Annotated in this window: 19 protein-coding genes; 2 read left to right on the top strand and 17 right to left on the bottom strand. The window is 35.5% G+C overall.

From position 1 onward, the window contains the following. From hemB to CS063_RS04635, 4 genes are all read right to left on the bottom strand, one after another. The gene (gene hemB, locus CS063_RS04650) at positions 1-966 is read right to left on the bottom strand and encodes a porphobilinogen synthase (protein WP_099448508.1); all 966 of its coding nucleotides are present in this window, start codon (positions 964-966) and stop codon (positions 1-3) included. A gap of 22 nt (positions 967-988) precedes the next feature. Beyond that, complete coding sequence (gene hemC, locus CS063_RS04645; RefSeq protein ID WP_099448507.1) at positions 989-1,894, bottom strand: hydroxymethylbilane synthase; 906 nt, start codon at positions 1,892-1,894, stop codon at positions 989-991. A gap of 24 nt (positions 1,895-1,918) precedes the next feature. Continuing rightward, positions 1,919-2,533: a histidine phosphatase family protein gene (locus CS063_RS04640; RefSeq protein ID WP_099448506.1), complete on the bottom strand. Its 615-nt coding sequence runs from the start codon at positions 2,531-2,533 to the stop codon at positions 1,919-1,921. A gap of 101 nt (positions 2,534-2,634) precedes the next feature. Further along, positions 2,635-3,429: a M55 family metallopeptidase gene (locus tag CS063_RS04635; protein WP_099448505.1), complete on the bottom strand. Its 795-nt coding sequence runs from the start codon at positions 3,427-3,429 to the stop codon at positions 2,635-2,637. 155 nt (positions 3,430-3,584) lie between these two features. On the opposite strand from CS063_RS04635, the gene pepF reads away from it, so the two are divergent. Both pepF and ade read left to right on the top strand, forming a co-directional pair. Continuing rightward, entirely contained in the window at positions 3,585-5,378 is a 1,794-nt protein-coding gene (gene pepF / locus CS063_RS04630) for an oligoendopeptidase F (RefSeq protein ID WP_099448504.1), read from the top strand. A 154-nt stretch (positions 5,379-5,532) separates the two neighbouring features. Beyond that, the gene (gene ade / locus CS063_RS04625) at positions 5,533-7,371 is read left to right on the top strand and encodes an adenine deaminase (protein ID WP_330400970.1); all 1,839 of its coding nucleotides are present in this window, start codon (positions 5,533-5,535) and stop codon (positions 7,369-7,371) included. Between the two features lie 29 nt (positions 7,372-7,400). On the opposite strand, the gene CS063_RS04620 is transcribed toward ade, so the two are convergent. The 13 genes from CS063_RS04620 to CS063_RS04560 all read right to left on the bottom strand — a co-directional run bounded on the left by CS063_RS04620 (position 7,401) and on the right by CS063_RS04560 (position 24,200). Then, positions 7,401-9,182, bottom strand: a complete 1,782-nt coding sequence (locus CS063_RS04620; protein ID WP_099448503.1) for an FAD-dependent oxidoreductase — start codon at positions 9,180-9,182, stop codon at positions 7,401-7,403. Between the two features lie 17 nt (positions 9,183-9,199). Then, complete coding sequence (locus CS063_RS04615) at positions 9,200-10,495, bottom strand: FAD-dependent oxidoreductase (RefSeq protein WP_099448560.1); 1,296 nt, start codon at positions 10,493-10,495, stop codon at positions 9,200-9,202. Between the two features lie 28 nt (positions 10,496-10,523). Further along, the gene (locus CS063_RS04610; RefSeq protein WP_099448502.1) at positions 10,524-11,375 is read right to left on the bottom strand and encodes a carbohydrate ABC transporter permease; all 852 of its coding nucleotides are present in this window, start codon (positions 11,373-11,375) and stop codon (positions 10,524-10,526) included. Positions 11,376-11,387: 12 nt separating this feature from the next. Beyond that, positions 11,388-12,272, bottom strand: a complete 885-nt coding sequence (locus CS063_RS04605; protein WP_099448501.1) for a carbohydrate ABC transporter permease — start codon at positions 12,270-12,272, stop codon at positions 11,388-11,390. Positions 12,273-12,351: 79 nt separating this feature from the next. Beyond that, the gene (locus tag CS063_RS04600) at positions 12,352-13,713 is read right to left on the bottom strand and encodes an ABC transporter substrate-binding protein (RefSeq protein WP_099448500.1); all 1,362 of its coding nucleotides are present in this window, start codon (positions 13,711-13,713) and stop codon (positions 12,352-12,354) included. Positions 13,714-13,937: 224 nt separating this feature from the next. After that, on the bottom strand, positions 13,938-15,023 hold the full coding sequence (locus CS063_RS04595) for a response regulator transcription factor (RefSeq protein ID WP_099448499.1): 1,086 nt from the start codon (positions 15,021-15,023) through the stop codon (positions 13,938-13,940). Next, on the bottom strand, positions 15,004-16,770 hold the full coding sequence (locus CS063_RS04590; RefSeq protein ID WP_099448498.1) for a cache domain-containing sensor histidine kinase: 1,767 nt from the start codon (positions 16,768-16,770) through the stop codon (positions 15,004-15,006). Before CS063_RS04590 ends, CS063_RS04595 begins: the two co-directional genes overlap by 20 nt. 13 nt (positions 16,771-16,783) lie before the next feature. Continuing rightward, positions 16,784-17,062: an alpha-galactosidase gene (locus CS063_RS18125; protein WP_308415426.1), complete on the bottom strand. Its 279-nt coding sequence runs from the start codon at positions 17,060-17,062 to the stop codon at positions 16,784-16,786. A 507-nt stretch (positions 17,063-17,569) separates the two neighbouring features. Next, complete coding sequence (locus tag CS063_RS04580; RefSeq protein WP_099448497.1) at positions 17,570-20,599, bottom strand: glycoside hydrolase family 2 TIM barrel-domain containing protein; 3,030 nt, start codon at positions 20,597-20,599, stop codon at positions 17,570-17,572. A gap of 7 nt (positions 20,600-20,606) precedes the next feature. Further along, positions 20,607-21,455: a carbohydrate ABC transporter permease gene (locus tag CS063_RS04575; protein WP_099448496.1), complete on the bottom strand. Its 849-nt coding sequence runs from the start codon at positions 21,453-21,455 to the stop codon at positions 20,607-20,609. After that, on the bottom strand, positions 21,452-22,396 hold the full coding sequence (locus tag CS063_RS04570; protein WP_099448495.1) for a carbohydrate ABC transporter permease: 945 nt from the start codon (positions 22,394-22,396) through the stop codon (positions 21,452-21,454). The genes CS063_RS04575 and CS063_RS04570 overlap by 4 nt, the downstream gene beginning before the upstream one ends. 89 nt (positions 22,397-22,485) lie before the next feature. Further along, positions 22,486-23,841 (bottom strand): ABC transporter substrate-binding protein, encoded by a 1,356-nt coding sequence (locus CS063_RS04565; protein WP_099448494.1) that lies wholly within the window; start codon positions 23,839-23,841, stop codon positions 22,486-22,488. Between the two features lie 110 nt (positions 23,842-23,951). Further along, positions 23,952-24,200, bottom strand: a complete 249-nt coding sequence (locus tag CS063_RS04560; protein WP_180270682.1) for a helix-turn-helix domain-containing protein — start codon at positions 24,198-24,200, stop codon at positions 23,952-23,954.

Here is a 24,200-nt window from a genome sequence, read left to right as displayed (position 1 = left end):
TCACCCCTTTAGTTTACGAGCTAAATCTTTGGCAAAGTAGGTAATGATCATATCGGCCCCTGCACGTTTAATGGACAATGTGGCTTCATAAATAGCCTCTTCATTTAAGAGACCATTTGCTACTGCCATTTTGAGCATAGCATACTCTCCACTTACTTGGTAGGCAGCTAGCGGCATATTATAGGTATCTTTAATACGGCGAATGATATCCAAATAAGAAAGAGCAGGTTTAACCATAACAATATCTGCGCCTTCTTCTATATCAAGTGCCACCTCACGAAGAGCTTCATTGGTATTTGCCATATCCATCTGATACGTTTTTCTATCGCCAAAAGCAGGTACAGAACCAGCAGCTTCCCTAAATGGGCCATAAAAGCTAGAAGCATATTTGGCACTATAGCTCATAATGGGTATATGATTAAAACCATGCTCATCCAGCTCATGACGCATATACCCTACTCGCCCATCCATCATATCAGAAGGGGCAATCATATCGGCACCTGCTTCTGCATGACTTACTGCAATTTGTCCTAAGTAATAAAGAGACTTTTCGTTATGCACATAACCTTTTTCATCTAAAATTCCACAGTGCCCATGAGAGGTATATTCACACATGCAAACATCTGTAATAACATATAGATGAGGTGCTAAACTTTTAATCTTACGGATCGCCTGTTGCACAATACCCTCTTTATTATAAGCTTCACTTCCCTTATTATCTTTGTGATAAGGAATGCCAAAAAGAAGAACATATTCTATACCTAAAGCTACAATTTCATTGATTTCTTCTTCTAGACTCTCTAGCGTCCAGCGATAAATGCCTTTTAGTGAATGAATTTCTTCTTTTTGCCCTTTCCCCTCTTTAATAAAAAGGGGATAAATAAGATCCGATACTTCCAAGGAAGTTTCTCTTACTAATGTACGAATTTGCGGATTGTACCTAAGTCTTCTAGGTCTCTTATCCATTTGTCTCCCTCCAGTCTATTTTTTATTTAATATGTTCCTCATAAGTCTTCAAAAGCTCCTTAGCTAAACGAAGTCCTATTTCTCTTGCCTCTTCTTGTGGACCCTCTAGTTTTTGGAGGACGAGACATTTCCCGCCTTCATCTCCATAAAGACCTGTTAGTATAAGTCTTCCTTCTGAAAGCTCCGCATAAGCTCCCATTGGCAAATGACAGCTCCCGTTTAGACCATCCATAAAACCGCGCTCAGCTGCCACTGTTAAACAACTTTCTTCATCATACAAAGGCGCAAGGATGTCTTGAACACGCTTATCCTCTTGTCGCATTTCAAGAGCTAAAGCCCCTTGTCCTGGCGCAGGTACCATCTTTGTAACAGGTAAATAAACGCTAATTTGCTCTTTAAGCTTTAAGCGATGCAAACCTGCTGCAGCCAAAACTATACCTTCTAAATTCTCCAATTTTATTTTTTTAATACGTGTATCAATATTGCCACGAATAGGGACGATTTCTAAATCTGGACGCAGTTTCAAAAGCTGATAGCTCCTTCTTTTACTTCCTGTCCCAATGCGTGCTCCTAAAGGTAGCTCCTCTAAAGTCTTATACCCTTCCTTTAAAATGAGTACATCTCTCACATCTTCTCTTTTAGGAACAGGCCCAAAGCAAAGTCCTTCTGGCACATCAGAAGGCATGTCTTTCATGCTATGTACAGCAAAATCAATAGTCCCATTTAAGAGCTCCTCTTCTATTTCCTTTACAAATAATGCCTTTTCACCAATTTGGTCAAGTGCTATATGCTGAATGCTGTCACCTTTGGTTTTAATAATTTTAAGAGTAAACTTTACATGGGGATGATACCCTTCAAGTATCTTAATAATATCTCCTGTTTGACTAAGAGCCAGTTGACTCCCTCGCGTGCCTACAATAATCTCCATTTCCTGTCACCTTCTTCTCTTTTTTTATAAAACATGATTTTTATAGTGATACGTATGATTGAGTACTTCACACACAGCAAAGTCTCCTTCTAAAGTAAAACATGTTAAAGACGCTGGATCAATTTTAAAATGCCAATGCAGCTTGTGACTACCTCCTACTAAGTAACTAATACAATTACGCAGTGTCCCTGCATGGGCACAAAGTAATACTGTTTTTTGTGGAAGTGCCATAAGCGCTTTAAGTCCTTTAATATTTCTTTCATAAGAAGCTACTAAGCTCTCTCCCCCTGGATAAGTATAGTAATCTCCCTCCTTAAGCATCTTTTGCACTTCTTCTGGACTTTTATTTTGAAGCTCCGCAAAGCTTCTCCCCTCAAATTCCCCAAAATCTATTTCACAAAAAGCCTTCTCTTGTTTAATAACAAGACCTTTTTTCTTAGCAAAACCTTCTATCGTTTCTAACGTACGTAAAGAAGTACTCGTATAAATTGCCTCTATAGAATAGCTTTCTAACACCTTCTCCAGTTGCCTAGCTTGCCTTTTTCCTTCTTCACTTAAAGGACTCTCATATTGCCCTAACCACCGCTTCTCTTTATTAGCAAGTGTTTCACCATGTCTGACGAATAAAAGTGTCTGCATCACGTCACTCCTTTTGTTTGGCTATAAGCGTCACAAAAAGCAGACAACTGGCTAGTTCTTTGACCCTGTCTGCTTTTTATTAGTATACCCTATTTCTTCTATTAAATAAACAATAAAAGTGCTAAAATCTCTCCATAATTACTAGTAGCTAATCGAATGGCATATTCCCCTATTTGTTCCACCCCTGGATAAAAAGAATATTTATAGGCATCTTGATGTGCTTTAAACTCTATCTTTAACTCATAGTGCTCTTTCTTAGACATTGTAAAGTGTGTGGCATTTTCCACAGCCTTCTTCGCCATCTTTTGAATCCGACCAATGGCAAGTTCAGGATGAATACTCACAATGGCTCCACCAAACCCTTCCTGAACTGCTACTGTCTTAATCTGAGAATCAAACCCCTTTACACGTCTAATAAGTTCCCCATCTCCACTTACACCTATAACAGGCACACCAATAAAGTGAGCTGCCTCTGCATAAAGTAAAAACTCGTCAGCTTTCTTTCCATTTAATGTTAAGGAGCGAATACTATCAATAGATAAGGTATGTGCTAAAGGTGAGCCATTTGAATGTCCACCACTATGATAACCTATCATCAAAACACCATCAAAGCTAGCATCTAACCCTTCTACCATATTGTAAGGATGATTGCTCCAACCCGAAAGAAGCTTTACTTCTTTCGGTAGCATGTTATGAATCAGGTTTTTACCATCTTCATGCGCATCTTTCACCATAATAAAGTCTGCTCCTGCTTCCAAGGCGCCTAGACAGGCTGCTGCTACTTCTCTTGTCATTTGTAATCTTGCTTTTTCATACTCCCCGTTTCCTTTGTGCGTTTCTTCCCATTTAGAAACACCTGTAATTCCTTCTAAATCTGCACTGATATAAAGTCGCATGGCCTTTCCCCTCCACCTCTTTACTTTTTCTTATCTTTTAGTATAACAAAATTTATTTAAAATATCAAAAAAGAAAGTTTTTTTACTCACTACCGATTTTTCTTCCCAAAATAGAGTATACTATAACTAATTGTTTACTAAAGGAGTGATATGTATTGTCTAAAAACTTACCTCAAAGAAATGAAATAAACGAAATGGATACATGGAAATTAGAAGATATCTTTGCAACGGATACTCTCTTCCTTGAAACACTTCAGAAAGCAAAAGAAGCTATTGGGCCTTTCTCAGCTTATGAAGGAAAGCTCTTAAATCGTAGTGATATCTTATTAGCGTTTCTTAGAGCACAAGATGCTTTATCTGAAAAGATTAATAAACTTTATGTCTATAGTCATATGCGCCTGCATCAAGATGGCCAAAATACAACTTATCAAGACTTTGCTAATCAAACAGAACTCCTTTCTATCCAAGCTGCTGAAGCTCTAGCTTTTGCCTCACCCGAACTGAGTCAGCTTACAATTGAAAAGTTAGATGTCTTTCTTAAAGAAACACCTGCTTTAGGGCTCTATACTCGTTACTTACAAGAAATTCTAAGGCAAAAGGCACATATTCTGGATAGTAAAATGGAAAGCCTTCTCGCCAAAGTCTCTGAAGTGGCTGATGCACCTTCTAACATTTTTGCCATGTTTAATAATGTCGATTTAAGTTTTCCTCTTATTTCTAATGAAAAGGGGGAAGAGGTACGTCTTACTCACGGGACTTATATTCACTATTTAGAAAGTAAAGACCGAAAAGTACGTGAAGAAGCTTTTTCAGCTCTTTATAAGACGTATGCGAGTTACAAAAATATGCTTGCAACTACCTTCTCAGCTAACATCAAACAATATGGACTTTTTGCCTCCGTAAGAGGCTTTGAATCACCTCTTCACTATGCTCTCTCAGCTAATAATATTCCAACTAGCGTTTATAATAACCTCCTTACAACAGTTAATGAAAATTTAACTATTCTTCATGATTATATGACTTTACGCAAAGATTTATTAGGTGTCAAGGAGTTACACATGTATGACCTTTTCACGCCAATGGTCAAAGATTTTGAACTTAAAATCTCCTATGATGAAGCATGTGATATGATTCTTAAAGCGCTTGCACCATTAGGTGAAGAATATGTTTCTATTGTAAAACGTGGTTTTAATGAACGCTGGGTAGATAAATATGAAAATCAAGGTAAACGAAGTGGTGCCTATTCTTGGGGCTGTCATGGTATTCCTCACCCCTATGTGCTGATGAATTATGTAGATAACCTCTCTAATCTATTCACTTTAGCACATGAAATGGGGCATGCCCTCCATAGCTACTATTCTCACAAAGAGCAGCCTTTTATTTATGGAGATTACTGCATCTTTGTGGCAGAGGTGGCCTCTACTGTCAATGAAGCCTTGCTGATGCAATATCTTTTAAAAACAGTAACTGACCCCAACTATAAGAAATACCTACTTAATTACTTTATGGAACAATTTAAATCGACTTTATACCGTCAAACCATGTTTGCTGAATTTGAAAAAGATATGCACAGCATGAACCAAGAAGGAAAAACACTAACTAGTGAGCTTCTCTGCTCACATTACCTTCACTTAGTAAGAAAATACCATGGGGAAGCTGTTACGGTGGATCAACTCATTGAGAATGAATGGTCACGTATTCCTCACTTCTATACCCCTTTCTATGTTTACCAATATGCCACAGGCTACTCGGCAGCTATCGCTTTGTCTACTCGTATTTTAGAGGAAGGCGAACCTGCTGTTAAAGCGTATCTCCATTTCTTAAAAGGTGGTTCTTCAAAAGACCCTATTGACCTATTAAAGGATGCAGGTGTTGATATGAGTACACCCTTCCCTATAGAGCAAGCCCTAGAAAAATTCAAAGAACTTATTATTCAAATGAAAATGTAATTTTTCAAAAGTGTCTTTCGTGTGAAGACACTTTTTTGTTGCATTTTACCTTGAAATTTACTTATTTATTTTCTATTTTTATGAAATATTCTTCCATTGTATTTAATAGATAGAAATGGTATGATAGTTGAAACAACTTTTTAGGAGGCCCATTATGCAGAAACGCTACTCATTAGCAGATGTAACAGAAAAACTTGTATTGACCGCTAGAGGAGAACTTAAAGCCGACCTCGTCATCCAAAACGGTACCTTACTTAACGTAGCAACCGCAGAAATGATTCCTCATACTGATGTAGCTATTACTCATGGGCGTATTGCCCTTGTAGGTGATGCAAGTCACACCATTGGTCCTGATACACAAGTGATTGATGCCACAGGACTTTATATTTCTCCTGGTTTTATGGATGGCCATTTACACGTAGAAAGCAGCATGCTGACGGTTAAAGAATATGCTGCTTCCGTTATTCCTCACGGCACCACTTCTATCTTTATGGATCCTCATGAAATTGCCAATGTCTTAGGGATGAAAGGTGTGGAACTCATGATTCAAGATGGCATGGATGTACCACTTAGTGTCTATACAACGATGCCAAGCTGTGTCCCAGCCACTAGTGGCTTTGAAGATACAGGTGCCACTCTAGATGCCAAAGCCATTGAAGATGCCATGGAAAAGGATACCATTATTGGCTTAGGTGAAATGATGAACTTTCCTGGTGTACTGTGTGCTGATGAAAATGTCCATCGTACACTTAAGGCAACACTTAAGGCTAATAAAACGATTACTGGGCATTACTCTATACCAGAAAATGGTCCTGGTCTTAATGCTTATATTGCAGCAGGTGCAAGATGTTGCCATGAGACTGTTCGTAAAGAAGATGCTCTCGCTAAAATGCGCTTAGGGATGTATGTCCAAATGCGTGAAGGTTCTGCTTGGCATGATGTAAAAGAAGTTATTCGTGCTATTACCGAAGAAAACATAGATACACGTTTTGCTACTTTAGTAAGTGATGATGCTCATCCTCATACCTTGCTTACCAAAGGTCATATGGATCATATCATTCATCGGGCTATTGAAGAAGGTGTACGTCCTATTACAGCTATTCAAATGGCAACCATCAATGTTGCAGAATGCTTCCATTTAAGTCGTGATCTTGGAAGTATCACTCCTGGTAAATGGGCAGATATTGCCTTAATCAGTGATTTAACTAAAGTGAAAGTTGAAAAAGTTATTTTTAACGGTGAATTAGTCGCAGAAGGTGGTAAGCTTCTTCACCCTATTGCTAAAACAGATTACCCAGAGTTTGCTAAACAAAGTATGCACATGGCAAGACCACTTGTTCCACAAGACTTCCATATCGCAGCTCCAGAAGGTTATAGCAAAGCCTCCATTCCTGTTCATGTCATGGGAATTATTGAGGCCAAGGTAGGCATTCTTGCTCAAATTCATGAAGTGGCTATCGCAAATGGTCTTCTCCAAGTAGACTTAAACCGTGACCTTTTAAAGGTAGCTGTTATTGAACGTCATTTAGGAACCAATGGTATGGGCACCGGATTTGTGACTGGCTTTGGTCTTCAAGCAGGTGCTATTGCCTCAACAGTAGCTCATGATGCACATAACCTTCTTGTTCTAGGAACCAATGATAAGGATATGGCATTAGCTGCTAATACCTTAGCTGAAGTAGGTGGAGGTATGGTTGTTGTAAAAGATGGAAAGGTCTTAGCTCTTAATCCTCTTCCTATCGCAGGTCTCATGTCTGAAGACCCTGCTCAAGAAGTAGCTGCACGTGTTGATCAAATTGATAAAGCTTGGCAGTCTCTAGGTTGTCACAAGGTCTCTCCTTTTATGACAATGGCACTTATTTCTTTAGCCGTACTGCCGAGCTACGTCTTACTAATCGTGGACTTATTGATACCGTCAACTTTAAGTTTATTTCTTTATTTGCACACGAAGAAGCCTAGAAAAAAGCTCAAGTTGGTATTCATCACAACTTGAGCTTTTTTTATGGTATTAGTAATCATCTCTTAATAGATTCTAACTTCATATATAGAAGCTTCTTTATTTCCCCATGTTGTATAGATTTTAATTCTTACTTGATTGGCTCTTCTGTTAGCCATGGAATGAATGACATGCCTTTGATAATTATTTTTTACTTGTTTACTATAAATAACCTCATCCTCTAGTAATAATTCTACTTCATAATCCTTCACTAATGTCTCTGGCAGTTGCTCTCTTTGATTGGAGCGTACTGTTTCAGACAAAGTAGTCATGATTTCTGTACCTAAATCAGAGTCAAACGTAATACGCACCTCCTGAATAGGCATTTGTTCCTTCAACTTTAACTCTATCCATTCTCCTGATGCCCCAAGTTCTTGTGAAATCCATGCATTCATTTCTTTTTCCACGTTTCTTGCTATGCCGTTTATAACATGTGTTGCATCATAACCTCGCTTTTGACTAGAAGCCTTCACTTTAGCATTTAAAGCTTTATCCTTTTTATCTTCATTTCTAAAACCTGGGATAAAACAGTCTGCCTTTAATAGTTTTTGTTGTAACTCTGTTTTATACTCTAAAACACCTCTCGGCTCACACCCATAATGAATAGCCAATGCTGCCGCCGTCCCTACTGCTTGCCCTCCAATAGCACAAGTTCCCATGACTCTCGTAGAACCAAAAGCCATATGAGAAGCACTTATATTTCTCCCAGCCATCATAAGATTATGAATATTACGCGAGTAATAGGAGCGATAAGGAATCGTATAAATAGGAACTTGTATATAGTTAGTACTTGGGCCCCTATACTTAAATCCTTCTGGGGGATGCATATCCATAGGCCAACCACCATAAGCAACAGCATCTTCAAAGACTTTACCTTCTAATAAATCTTGCTCCTTAAGAATATAGTCCCCCTCTATCCTCCTACTCTCACGTTTCCCTGGTAGAAATTGTACCCAATCTAAGACATAATTTTGGGCGCCATGCTCTCCACCATTTTTGATATGATCCCATACTCCATAGACTGTCTTTAAAAGTTCATCTCGAATTTCTTCTGCATCACCTATTGTATCTTCCATACCGCCTAACTCAATCCACCAATAACCCGAATCAATCTCATAATGCTCTAGCTCATTATTAATTGCACTATGTCCTCTGTTCACTAAATCCTTCTCTGTAAAAGTATAGGCCCAAGAAGGTTTTTCAAAAGGCATCGACTTACCATAATCAATGGCTCGAAACATAAGTGTATTCCCCATAGTCCTATTATCTGACTTTTCTGGTGCAAATGTTTCTCCTAACTCACTTTTAGCTTCTCTGCCAACCCTATAGTCTGCTCCTGCTCGATAAGCTAGAGTGGCATCACCCGTACAATCAATAAATATTTTTGCTTTAAACTCAAAATCTTTATCTGTCGTTAACTGATGTGCTCTTATACTCTTAATCGTATGATCTTCTACTACTACCTCTGTCATTCTCGTATTCAAATAAAGTGTTAAACGCTCTTGAAAATTTACTTTTTCCCATAACACCGTATCTAAAATCGAAAAAGAGTGCTGAGGATTTCTTTTTTTATTTTCAAGTAAAATCTCTTCTAGAATTCCTGTTTCCCTTGCTTCATCTCTTGTGCCATGCTTATTAGCTCCACAAATATGCATACGTATTTCTGAACTAGCATTTCCTCCTAGTACAGGCCTGTCTTGCACAAGAGCTGTTTTAGCCCCTTCTCTAGCACTAGCTATTGCTGCACATACACCAGATAATCCCCCACCTACTACAATTACTTCATAAGCTTTAGTAATAGTCTCCATCTCATTCTCCTCTATTTCTAAGGTGTCACACCCAATTCTTTTAGTTTAGCTTGTAACGTTTTAATATCTAAATGACGCGGTTTAATATTATCTTTGGTGCACATAGCAGCTGCAACACCTACTGATTGCCCCATATTGGCACAGATAGGCATAACTCTGTAATTAGAATGAGCCATATGTGTTCCTGAAATATTTCTTCCTGCTAACATAAGATTATCAATTTCTTTAGGGATAAAACAGCCATAAGGAATGGTATAACCCTTTGTTTGTTTAAACTCATGCTGAGCCCCTGTTTGATCTAGCCCATTTCCTGTAAGGTTATGTACATCAAAGTTAAATTGCGCTTTAGTAACTGCCCAATCTTCATGTACTCTTGCTTCTAAAATATCTTTTTCAGTAAGTGTCCTTTCCCCTAAGAAATGTCTTGTCTCTCTAACACCTATTACAGATGCTGACTTAATAATATATGCCTCTTCAAAACCTGGGACATGTTCTTTAAGGAACTTTAAAATAAGAGGTAATTGCTTACGGCACAGTACATGAGCTTTTGTAAGATCCTCAGCATTTGTACCATCTACTCCTATACAATTCGTCATATTTAGCGTAACGACATTAGGGTATACAGAAGGATAAATTAAAACATGACCTGCTGGTGATGGGATATATTGTCTAGCTAATTGTTGAATGTCTCCTTCTGGTACCTCATAGGTATCTTCAAAGAATTCCACATATTGGATTTTACTTCTATCTACTCCTGCCACTTGAAACATTAAAGTCATAGGTTGCATCAACCCATCTTTCTCTCTTCCTTTAAAGTAAGGTACACCTGCTTTATATGCAATATCACCATCTCCTGTGGCATCAATAACCACCTTAGCTAAGATGACTTCTCTCCCTGATTTGCTTTCTATAATAACACCTTTAACCTCATTATCTTCTACAATAACATCACTTGCAAAACTATATAACCTTAGATGTGCTCCAGCTTCTTCTAACATTTCTAACATTTTAATTTTACAAGTCTCATGGTCAATAAAGATTTTATAATCTCTTTCATCTTTCACATAGGTATTAGATGTACGCTGTAAAATTTCCTCATAAAAGCCACCTTCTGTTTTGCCTGTCCAGTGACTCATAAGACCTGTCGTTGCTACTCCACCTACATCTCCTGTTTGTTCTACTAGTAAAGTATGAGCACCCTCTCTCGCTGCACAAACAGCAGCCGCAAAACCAGCTGGTCCACCTCCTAGTATAAGAACATCTACTGTCGCGCAAATCGGTAATATTTTTTGTTGTTCAATATAAGTTTTCATAGTTTTTTCCTTTCCATACACTCTATTATTAACCTTTAACACTACCACTAGTTAAGCCTTCAATAAAATATTTCTGTCCTAAAATAAATACAACGACCATAGGTATAAGTGCTATTGTTGTTCCTGCCATAATCAGATGATCCATTGCAAAGCCTGCCTCATCAATAAAATTAGTAAGACCTACTGTCAATGTAAATAGCTTGCTATCTGTCAAGAAAATAAGTGGTGCCTCGTATTCATTCCATCTCCAAACAAAGTTTAAAATCACCACTGTAGAAACAGCTGGTTTTGCTAGTGGTAAAATAAGCTTATAAAAGATACCAAACTCTCCTAGTCCATCTACTCGCCCTGCCTCAATAATTTCAGTGGGAACATCTAGGAAAAATTGCCTCATTAAGAACGTACCTAGAGGTGTAAATAATCGTGGTAAAATAAGGGCCCATAAAGTATTAAAAATACCCATATATTTAAATTGAATAAATTGAGGTACCATCAGTACTTGGAAAGGTACCATCATCGTTACTAAATAAAGTAGAAAGAGTTGATCCCTCCCTTTGAACTGCAACTTGGCAAATGCATATCCTGCCATTGAGGAGGTAAATACCGTTCCTATTACACAAACTATTGTAGTAATAAAGGTATTTTTAAAATAGACTAAGAAAGATGGGTTTTGTCCAAATAGTACTTCTTTATAATTATCTAGGGACATATTGGGTGAAATAAACCTTGGAGGGAACTCGTATAGCTCATTAAGAGGTTTAAAAGAACAGACTATCATCCACATAAATGGAAAAACAACTATTATTGCAAGAACCAACATAATAAGTGTGAGTATTGCTTTTGTTACATTTTGCTTTGATATTTTTAGCTTTGTTTTCATCCTCTTTCCTCCCTAAAAGTTACTTTCATGTTTTTTCTGTACTTTCCATTGAAGTAAAGTAACAATTAAAATGGCTATTAGTAAAAACCATGCCATACTTGCTGCATAACCCATTTTGTAATACCTGAAACCCGCCACATAGATATAATGAGCTAAAACAGTCGTACTATTACCTGGTCCTCCATTTGTCATAATATTAACAGTTCCGAAAACTTGGAAAGATGCAATAATACTTGTTACTAGCAAGAAAAATGTAGTGTTCCTAAGCATCGGAACAGTTATATAACGAAATTCTTGAAGCTTACTTGCACCATCAATTTGTGCTGCTTCATAGAGTGAAGAGGGAATACTTTGCAAGCCAGACATATAAATGATTACATTGTACCCTAGTGTCATCCAAATACCCACAATCATAATGGCGGGAAGTGCCCACTGCATACTTCCTAACCATTGTGGAGGATTATTCACACCTAACACCATAAGTATTTGATTAATAATGCCTTGTGAAGGATTAAACAACATAGACCAAACAACTGATATAGCTACTACACTTGCAATATAAGGTACAAAAATCATCACCCTAATCAGTGTCTTACAATATACTGCCTTATTCAAAATAGTAGCTACAACAATGGATAGAATCATAGTAACTGGAATAGTTACTACGGTATAGATAACATTATTTTTTAATGCTGCCCAGAACCATTCATCCTTTAACATCTCTATAAAATTCTGTAGACCTACAAAACTCGTTCCTTTAAATCCGTTAAAAATATTAAAATCTGTAAAAGATATCACTAAAGAAAAAAGCACTGGTAATACGATAAAGATAATAAATCCTATAAAATTTGGAGCTATGAATACATATGGCTCCCAGTTATATTTCTTTTTTTTCATAGCAAGCTCCCTTCTAGCAAAATGGGAATGTTGAAAACATGTCCTTTTATGCTTCAACACCCCCATTTTATATCATGTATTATTTTGTTTCATTGGCTAATATGTCATCGCATTTTTTCTTTAAGGTGCTATAATATTGCTCCTCATCCATTTCTCCTAAAAGGAATTTTACGGTTTCATCTTTATAAATTTGATTCATTTGCGCTAAACCTACTGTTTTCGTTGTAAGATTATATTTCATATCTTGATTAAGCATAACTGCCTTATAAGCTTCTACATCAAATAGTTTTTCCGGATTTTCACCTAAAACAACAGCTGTAACATCGTCAAGGTTTGCCTTACTCCAAGCCGGAGACTTTTCAATATATTTACCTGCTTCTTGTACCCAAAACTGCATAAAATCCCATGCTGTATCTTTATTTTGAGATTTTGAATTCATACAAATCCAGTTGTTTAGATTTCCAAGATAAGGATTAGGGGTATTTTCATCAATACTTGGATAAGGCACAAAAGTAGTTATAAAATCATGAGGAAAATTTTCTAAATCCTTGACATAACGTAACATCCATGCTGCTGTTGGCATCATAGCAATTTCTTCATTCAAGAAAGCAGGATGCGCATAAGCTGATAATTTTCTAGAGAATACTTCTTCATAAGGAAGTGCTGTACCTTCATCTATCATTTGCTTGAGCATATCATTTACTTTTAGGACTGGATGATCAAAATTACTTTCCGTATCTGATTTATACATCCAGTCTCCACCTAGAATAGATTTGGCAACAGGTAACAACATTTCTTCATAGAAGATTGTCGTTCCATAAACCTTTTTACCATTTCTTTCACCCGTAAGCTTCTGTGCAATCTCCATAAATTCTTTCATTGTCCAGTTTTCGGGAATAGTAATTCCCTTTTCATCTAACATATTCTTATTAACTAAAATACCAATTGTCTCAGAAGCCGTTGGCATACAATATAATTTATTATCTATTTGTGGTACAGACTCAACACCACCTAGAATTTCCTCATTAATGAAAGTGCTTGCATCATAAGCTGATAAATCCTCTAACATACCGCTTTCTGCTCTCTTTTTTAAAATATCTGGTAAATAAGTAAAAAAGATGTCTATTTGCTCTCCTGAAAGTAATGCTGTATCTAACTTTGTATTACCCGCCTCATCATTAACAAAACGAACATATTCAGCTGGTGTATCTGGATTAGCAACATTCCATGCATCAACTAACTTTTGTGGACCACTTTCTGCTGGTACTCCTCCCCAAACAACAAGTTTATTAGGGGTAGTACCTTCTTGTTTAGCTCCTTCTTTCACTGTAGATGTATCAGCTACTGATGCTTTTTCTCCACCACCACACCCTGCAAGTGGTAAGATAAACATTGTCCCCGCTAGAGCGAGGCCCATTACTTTTTTCAACATTTTTTTCATTTTTATACCCTCCTCCTATTTGTTTCTTTCAAGTTCTTCCTTTTTGCTAAAGCCATTATACCCTTAAAAGTGCCTAAAAAAGTAGCTGAAATTAAGCCTATTTTTTATAATTTTTAATAATCAATTTATTATATAATTTTTTTTATAAAATTAAGCTATAACTTATTACTTTTTCAATTTTAAAATATACATTATGTATAATACCGTAAAAAAACACCTAGCTATTAGGTGTTTTTTACGGTATTATTTGCCTTTTGATATTGCTTAGGTGTCACTCCTTCTATTTCTTTGAATATCTGACTAAAGTAACTACAGTTAGTATACCCTATCTTTTCCGAAACTTCTTGAATAGTAAGTTTTTTCCTTATAAGTAATTCTTTTGCCTTTTCTATTTTTATATGATTAACATAGTCAGTAAAATTCACACCAATAATTTTTTTAAAATATTTCGAGAAATAACCTTCACTCATGTTAATATAACTTGCCACTTCCTTTGATCTGATATTCTGGTCATAGCGCTCTTTAATATAGCCTATTGCTTTGTAAATGTTCTCATCATAGGACTCTTTCTTTTCTTGTTCTATTGTTTCTTTTACACAATAAGCTATGTTTTTTAAATAGTTTACCATTTCTTCTAAACTAGTTTCATTTTCTGTTACCTCTTTTATGCACTTAAATTTTGAAAAGAACTGGTTTACATCAATATTATATCTTTTTATCAAGCTAGAAAAAACTCCTATAAGATCTTCCCATTCCCTGCTCTCTTTCCACTTTCCTCTTAGTACATAGGCACCACATAGGATTTCCTGAAAAAGTTTATCAATATCCTCTTTTTCTCCATACTCTATCGCCTTTCTTAACTGCTCATCTTGACTAGAGGTAAAAAAGCTCGGCAATATTTCTTTTAAATCCTTTGTTACATAATTTTTACTCTTATCCACATAACTTATAGCCTTTTTTAACGTTTCTACCAGTTCATCTGTACTCATAGATAATTTAGGAATATAGTCTAATGCTCCGCCAAATTTGAGAGCCTTTCTTACACTGTCCATATCATTGACACAACTAAGTACAATAACTACAGCCCCTGGTCTACACTCCTTTAATCTTTCAATAAGTGTCAAACCATCCATTTTAGGCATTTTAATATCTGTTATTACAATATCTATTTCTTTCTCTCTAATAAGAGATAGGGCTTGTTCTCCATTACCTGCTTCTATAACCTCATTAATTCCCAAACCATCCCAATCAACAGTCATAATGATGCCTTTTCTAACTAATATCTCATCATCAACTATAATCAGCTTCATTCTCAGACCCCCCTTTTACTAACCAGCTTATTTCTACAGTTGTCCCTCCTCGTTCATTATTACTAATACTAAAGCTACTTTCTTTGCCGTAATAGATTTTTATTCTCTCTTGCACATTTTTAACACCTATACTGGATGATTTCTTCTGGCTAGCTAATAAATTTATCATTTGCTCTTCATCTACTCCGCACCCATTATCAGCTATAATGATATGTACCTTACTCCTTTCTCTTTTAGCCTTTATATCAATATGCCCCTTCTCCTCTAAATCACAAAAACCATGAATAATGGCATTCTCTACTAGAGGTTGTAAAAATAATATAGGAACCTCCATATTCTCCACTTCCTCATCAACCTCATAGCTTACCTCAAAAGTCTCCCCATATCGCATTTTTTGTAATGCAATGTAGTGCTCAAGCCCTACTACCTCTTCTTTCAAGGTAATTACATCTCGATTCTTACTTAATGAATATTCTAATATAAAACCTAAAGAAATAAGCATCTTCTCTGCTGTTTTAGCCCCTTCCATTACACAGAGCCACTTGATACCATTTAGTGTATTAAATAAAAAGTGTGGCTGAATTTGGGTTTGAAGAGCTTCTAATCTCGTTCGTTGTTTTTCTTCATAAATACGCTTATTTTCTTCAAATAATTGCTGTAATTTAGAACTCATTATATTAAAGTCTTTACTTAAATCCTGCACTTCCTGATTGGTTTTAGGAATAGTTATTGTTATAAATTCTCCTTTTTTTACACTTTGCATAGCATCTCTTAACTTTATAATAGATCTGGTAATTTTATTAATAATAAGAATATCAAGCCCTATTATAATAAACAAGAAAACGAGATTACCACCTATCGTAAAATTTCTATAAAATTCTAACTTTCTAAGCAAATCATTATAAGGAATAATCTGTATAAGATGCCAATTTGCCTTATTCAACATATTACCACTTACTAGCTGTCTTTCTCCTATAGCATTAACTATCTTATCAGCACCTTTACCCTCCGTCTTTATAAATTGCTGAAACCATTCTTTGTTATAAAATTGCTGATGCACTGCATTATTGATATATTGCAAAATAATATTTCCCTCATCATCTACCAAATAGCGTTCTGTATTGACAAATTCATTTTCTCCAAATAAGATATTGGCTAAATTTCTATCCTCATAAAGCTCGATAGCTAACACACCTATGGTCTTACCGCTAATATCTAAAATATTTCTCGCCATCCCTATAACAGGCTTACTATTCTTATCCTTTTTATTTTCTGATACAAATTGAGTCCATACAAAATGACCCCCAGCTTGTAGAGTTTTCTCTATCCACTCTTTGCTATAAGGCTTCCTTGTATATTCAGGAATTAAAGTAGTAGTCGTATAAATAGATGCCTCTTTATCATAAATAGAAATCTCTGCATTATAACGATAAAGATGAGCAGCATTTACATTAGAAATTTTTTCAGTTACCTTTTTAATATCTGTTATCTGGGTACCGCCTAGAAAATTCTTTTTTAATAGACTCACAATGTCCATATCCAATGTTATAGCATTTGAAGCACCTATTAAGTCATCTAATACCTTCTCCATATCTCTTGTAGTCTGCTCTAGATTTTGCTCTGACTGCAAAATAAGTTGTTCTTCCATAATACCTTGTATATAGAAATAGCCTAACCAAGGCATTATAATAAAAGGAATAGTGGTTAATAAGATAATAACGATAAGAAATTGCTTTTTAATGGTCATAACATACCTTTCCTCATAACATAAATAGCTGTGTCACTTCAATTGAATTTGCATGTATTATACATAATTTTATAAATAATTTCAATTGAATATGTTTATTATTAATAATGAAAAAATTTCTTTCTAATCCTATACTAGAATTAAAAAGAAACTTTTTAACATTATTATCATTTAATTGACGATTTATATCCCACTTTACATAGGTGATAGGGGTACTTCTTAATATGTTTGCTGTACTCTCATAAGCATATTCAAGTGCCTTTGGATTGTCTAAATCAAGTACATACTGCACTCTGTTTTAAATGGCTTCTCTCCCTGTAATTTGAATTGCCCCTTCAGGGTACTTTCTATATAAGTCAGATTTAGATCAAATCATCTCTGACCCAAACCAATTACCACCCATCACCAACATTTCAACACCTGTTTTTTAGTTTCTCTAGCGATATCTAGAAGCTTATCTGTATTAAAATCAAATTTAGTTATCTCCCCAGTTATTAATCAAAATCGGTTGTTTTTTATGTTTTTAAGGACTCCTTATCATATATCCTCTATAAAAATCAATGTAGAAACTGATAAAATGTTTTTCCTTTAAACACAAGCAATACAAGCATTTGAAAGTTCTCATAAGCTGAGGCTCCAAAGCGTTTATGGATTCTAGCTTAATGGAGGAATTTTATAATGCCAAGTAGTTTAAAAGTTGAATATAAAAAAGGAGACTATCCGATTTTTTTCGATTAGCCTCCTTTCTTATTACTATAATTCCAATTTTCTCAGAAGATACATTTTAATCCGTATTCTTTTAACAACTCTTATCTATTCCTTTTAACATAAATTCTAAATGAAGTGCTTTACCTTCTGGTAAAAGAAATTCAGGATGAGTGAGAGCCCCCCAACTATCATCACCTCCAACACCCATTTGCATCTTTGCTACACGAATGACTGTATAGTGGATAGGTGGCAACTCATAAATATGCTCCGCATTCTCTAACTCATGTGGTGTATAAGGTAAAGCATTAAAGGATAAATCAATGCCACTAATAAGAAGCCCTTCCCCTTCTTCATTGGTTACCTTGGCATATCTGACACCGACATGATTCCCACATTCTTGCGGAATCACATAAGGTGTGAGGTTATCTGCTACCTTATTTTGATAAACACCTAATTTAGAACCCTTTTGTCTATCTACGTAGGTTTCTTCTGGACCTTTTCCATACCATTCTAACTGATTGTATAGGGCTGGTAATTTAAAAATAACTCCAAACTCCGGCATAGTAGGTAACTGTACTACTCCATCATAATCTAATGCTATCTGAATAGCTCCATCACTAGTGAGGGTATAAGTCTTCTTTACCTGACTGATTGGATTTGTTGCTAATGTGATTAAAAAGCTAATAATAACCTTTTTATCCTCTTCTTTAATTTTTACTTCTAGAGGTTTTTGGTAGAGGCTCGCTAGCTTCCACTGACTATAACGCTGAGCCATACCATTACCTTTATCATTATCTGTGGGTGTACGCCAGAAGTTCGGTTTAATTTCCTGTGCAAGTCTTTCTTTTCCTTTGTATCTGTAGGAAATAAGCCCTCCTCGTGTTTTTGAAAAAATAGTATGAAAGTCTTCACCTTTCACTCCAATATTGCAATCACTTGGAATCAGAGTAAGCTCCCCACTTACTTTATTTACTAATTTTTCTCCTTTTGTATAGACATATTGTTCAAAGGCAAGTTCATACCCTTTTTCTGCCCATAGGGTATCTTCTTTTAAGTGAAAACTAGCTGTTAATACAAGCTCACCATTGGGTACTTCACCACTTAGTAATTCATGAGCTATAACTGCCTCCTCCATAGGTGCTATACTTATTTCTTTTTGAAGCTGTTTAACTAACTGACCTTCTTTTTCTAATTTCAGTTGACAGGTATAGCGTGCTGTATCTATAAAACGATTAAGGTTTCTTATTTGAAGTGTGTTTTCATCTAATACCATCTTAATCGTTTGATAACAATACTTGACTTCTGCCATTTTAGGTGAAAGTTTGCGATCACCAAACACAATACCATTCACACAGAAATTATAATCTGTTGGATAATCACCATAGTCTCCACCATAAGCTAAATATTCTTTTCCATAGCGGTCTTTATTTTTAAGGGCCTGGTCAATAAAGTCCCATATAAACCCCCCTTGGTAAAGTGGTTCTTCCTCGGTTAACTGTGTATATTTATAAAGTGCACCATTAGAATTCCCCATGGCATGAGCATATTCACAACAGATAAAAGGTTTTTGTCTATTTTCTTTTAAAAAAGCTTTAATAGCTTCTACGCTCGGATACATTTGACTTTCCACATCACTGGTTTCATTATAGCGTCTATCATGGAAAACCCCTTCGTATTGTACTAGCCTTGTATCATCCTTCTTATGAAAAAACTGACTCATCTTATAGATATTGCTACCTCCATAGGCTTCATTACCACAAGACCACATCACTATACTTGGATGATTTTTATCCCTTTCAAATAGAGCCTCTGCTCGGGCTAATACACATCCTTCCCAATCTCGATGATCATTAGGAACAGTATGTTCATCTGCAAGCACCTTTCCTAGCTTTTGCCAAGTTCCGTGAGATTCAAGATTAACTTCATCAATGACATAAAGTCCATATTCATCACAAAGCTCGTAAAAATAAGTTTGATTGGGATAATGAGAGGTTCTAACAGCATTGATGTTATGTTGTTTCATTGTTTTTACATCCCAGAGCATTTCTTCTTTTGTAATAGCTCTGCCATATTTCTCACTAAATTCATGGCGATTTACTCCGTTGAAAACAATAGGTTTTTCATTAATCAGCATACAAGCATCCCTAAGTTCAAACTTTCTAAATCCTACTTTTTGAAGAATGACTTCCTCTAGTACACCTCCTTTATTCCTCACTTCTAGATAAAACTGATATAAATAAGGCGTCTCACTACTCCAAAGTTGTGGCTCAGATACCTCTAAAGAGACATCTAAGGTCGTATCACCTTGCTTATTAATCACTTCTTTTTGTACCACTATTTCTCCATTTGTCTTTTTTAAAGTAAGTATAAGCTGATCAGAATCTTTTAAAGTACTTATTATATTAACATCTAAACTTCCACGCTTTAAACCTTTTTCTAATCGCGTTTTTATAAACAAATCTTGTATGTGACTATCAGGGATAGTGTATAAATAAACCTCTCTAAAAATACCTGAAAACCGCCAAAAGTCTTGATCCTCTAGCCAACTTCCACTGGACCATTTAAATACTTGAACAGCAATTTTATTAACTCCTTCTACAAGTGCCTTAGTAATCTCAAATTCACTGGGCGTAAAACTATCTTCACTATAACCAATAAAAGTCCCATTTACCCATAAAGAAAAAGCGCTTTCTACCCCCTGAAAAGAAAGAAATACAGGTTTATCTTTCATCTCTTTTGGTACTTCAAAAAACTTAACATAGCTTCCTACAGGATTAAAAACTGTAGGAATTTCACCTGGCTGAATATACTCATGTCCATCCCAAGGGTATTGAGTATTTACATAATGAGGCACATCATAGCCTTGAAGCTGCATATGTCCTGGCACTTCTATCTCGTCCCAGCCTTCTAGGTTAAACCCTGCTTTTTCAAAGCCTTCTATTGCCTTTTCTAAATGAGGGGCATAAGCAAACTTCCATTTTCCATTTAAAGAGAAGCGAAAGCTGCTCTTACCTTTTTCTAACTCCTCATAGTCTTTGTAATAGTGATGATCAGAGTGTGGTTTTAATGTATTCACTTGAAATACAGTAGGGTCTTTTAACCAATTCTTGTCAAATTTCATCTCAAACTTACTCCTTTACAGCTCCTACAGCAATACCTGATAGGATATATTTTTGGAAAAATACATAAATAAGAATGGTCGGAATCATAATCACAATAATACCTGCCGCTAGGTTTTGCCAAGAGCCTTGCTGTGCATTGGCATAATTCATAAGGTAAGTTGTCAGAGTACGTAGCTGAGTCTTAGGCATGTATAAATAAGGAATATACATATCGTTGATAATATTAATGGCCTTAATAATAACAACCGTTGCTGTTGCAGGTTTAATAAGTGGGAAAATAATTCGCCAAAAAACACCAAAATAGGTGGCACCCTCAATTAGTGCACTTTCATCTAAGGCAGGCGAAAGCTTAGAGATAAATTGCCTATAAATATAAAGCTGCATCAAATCAGAAGCTACATATATAATAATCGGCGCCCCTAGCGTATTATAAAGACCTAATGCACTAATTATTTTAAAACGTGCAATTTCTGTAACAAAAGTAGGGATAAGCATGCCTAAGAAGAATAAGGTCATGACTACTTTTTTTAACTTAAATTCAAAGCGTTCTAAAATATAAGCGGTAATAGAACCAAATAAAACATTAAATATAACACTGACAGCTACAATAATCCCAGTATTTTTAAAGCCAACATAGAGCCATTTATCCGTTAATACTCTTTCATAATTTTGAAAGGTGATGTTCGCCAAATGAGGAAGTAGTAAGGGTGATGTTTTAATCATGTCTCCTCTTGTTTTAAAGGAAGCAAATAACGTAAGGAGAATAGGTAATATAACGATAATTACCATACCTATTGCAAATAATTGCTTAATCACTTGACTCATCCTATCTGACTTATTTTGAGATAGTTTCATCCTTGCACCTCCTTCTTACTGCCTTTTTTCCCTATTTTTTGCGATAAGAATTTTTTTCCACTAGGGCCATTACTATAATGAAGTATTTTGTTTTGAATGATATAAATAACAACAATCATTCCCATAATTGCTACAGCCATAGTGGATGCAAGACCAAAGTTACCAAAAGTAAAGGCTGTCTTAATCGTATATAAAGTAAAGGTTGAAGAAGCATAACCTGGCCCACCAGCTGTCATGACAAAAGGAATATCAAATACTTGGAGTGCACCTCTAATATTTTCAAATAACATATAATCAATAACTAAAATGATAGATGGCACTTGAATATATCTAAAAGTTTGAAAGCTACTGGCACCATCTACTTCTGCTGCCTCCATATAATCCTTGGGAATAGACTGCAAAGCCGCCATAAAGAGAATGACGTGGTAACCACTAAATCGCCATAATGATACAAAAGAGAGAACATAGTTAACAACCTTTTCATCCGAAAGCCAGTTTCTACATAAAGCTTCTAAATTAAAAAGCCCAAGTAAGGAGTCAAAAGCTCCATTAATAGGTGAAAAGAAATAGGAAAAAGCATAGGCAATAGCTACACCATTGATAATGTATGGTAAAAGTACTGTGGATTTATAAAATTTAGCACCTCTTAACTTAGAAGTAAACATCGTTGCAAATAAAAGCTCAATAGGAATAAAAATTAAGTGAGCAATAAAATAAATACCATTATTTTTTAACGAAACCCATAAATCTTTATTTTTAAACATACTTATATAATTGTCAAAACCAATAAATTGACTGTTCTGACTATAGCCATCCCAATTAGTAAAACTCATACGAAAAAGGTCTAAAGCTGGGATCACGACAAATCCTACGAGCAGTAAAAGAGGTATAATGAGTGACAAGTAGATAAATCTATTTCTCATCTTCTCTATTGAATTCATAAAAGTCTCTCCCTTTATCTAGTAAATTTTTGTAAAAAAAGGCTATCTTGCTAAGACCTTATAAAAAGTATATCAAGATAGCCCTTTTGCTATTGAATATTTAAACTTTGTCTTGCTGCTTTCCATTTCGCATTAAGTTCTGCTAAAGTACTATTTAAATCATAGCCTTTAATAAGCATTTCTGCCCCTAACTTCTTATAATCAAATGTTGTTGCACTTACAAGGGCTGTAAAGTTATCGCCACCACCATCATACATAACAAGCTCTTTATTAGGTTGTAAAGTATCTGCTTCTGCTAAAACAGGGTCTTTTTCTTTTGTAACTGTTTTCATGGTATTATCATCTGTAATGGCATTTATATAGTCTGGATACCAAGCATCACTGAAGTAGAATTCTACAAAAGCTTTTGCAAGCTCCGGATTTTTAGAACTAGAAGTAACAGATAAGAAGCTATCTCCTTGAGTAATGGTTCTAAAAGGTTCACTTTCACTATCACGTACTGGCAAATAGAAAGTACCTAAATTGTCAATGCTATTTGCTCCTTCTTTGATGTTTGCAAGTGCCCAACCACCAGATGCTAAAATTGCAGATTGTTGTTGTGCAAAAAGTGCAGTTGCTTGGTCATTACCAATGCCTAAAGGGTCTTTTCCAAATGCACCGGATTGGAATAAAGAATGGATTTTTTGATAAGCTTTATAAATATCTGTTCCTTCTGCGAAAGGTTCATCTTGTGTACTCATTGTATTCCAGTTTTGACCATTTCCACTTATTAAAGCAGGCATAAACTCTACGAAAGGATACGTTGGCCATTCATCTTTTCCTCCTATAGCAATCGCACTAAAATTAGGATTGGATGAACCATAGTAAGCTTGTAATTTCTTAGCTACTTCTTCGAATTGTGTCCAAGTCGTTGGTACTTCTACTTGTGCTTCCTTAAACATATCCTTCCAGTAATAAACGTATTCACAAGTCATTTTCTCAGGTATGCCAAGGATTTTACCATTTAAGCGATAACCTTCTGCAATGTTATTATTCTTTACAGCTTCTGTGGTAGAGAGGTCTAATAAGTAATCTTGAAAGCGAGAAAGTGTAAAGGTTTTATTATACATAATGTCTGGTAATTGATTAGCAGATGCTCTTACCTTCATGGCATTCCAGTATTCAGAATCATCTTTAAGTTTTTCAAACTCAATATTAGCTTTTGGATAAAGTTTTTGGAAACGCCCTTCTAAATCCATGGATTCAAATAATTCAATAGATACATTGTCCCATAAAGCAAAAACCAAGGTTCCTTCTAATTCTGCATTCCCATTCTGAGTTGCCTCTGTCGGTGTAGCAGATGCAGCTGCTGGTGCTTGTTCTGGTGTGTTTCCTCCTTGACAAGCTGTTAAACAAGTGGCTATCATCATTGTTGATAAAATTTTTGCAAAAGTTTTTTTCTTCATTAAGTGCACCCCCATATAAATTGTATTTCTACTTAAATAGTACTCTTTTTTAGACACTTCCTACTATGATATATAGTCAGTTTTCATGATAAATAGTCAGAACTTACATTCTATTTAGTATTTCTATAGAGGGTTGGACTCACTTCATACAACTTTTTGAACATGCGTGTAAAGTGCTCCACATTGTTATAACCAATTTGTTCACTAATTTCATACATTTTTAAATCTGTTTTATTGAGAAGCTCTTTAGCCTTTCTCATACGAATTTCTGTTAGATAATTCCCAAAGGTACTTCCTGTTTCTTTTGCAAAACGTGTAGAAAAATATTTTTCATTTAATCCCACATAACTTGCTACCAT

The organism is Sporanaerobium hydrogeniformans (assembly GCF_002735925.1).
Lineage (GTDB): Bacteria > Bacillota > Clostridia > Lachnospirales > Cellulosilyticaceae > Sporanaerobium > Sporanaerobium hydrogeniformans.
This window is presented reverse-complemented; position numbering and strand designations above follow the sequence as displayed.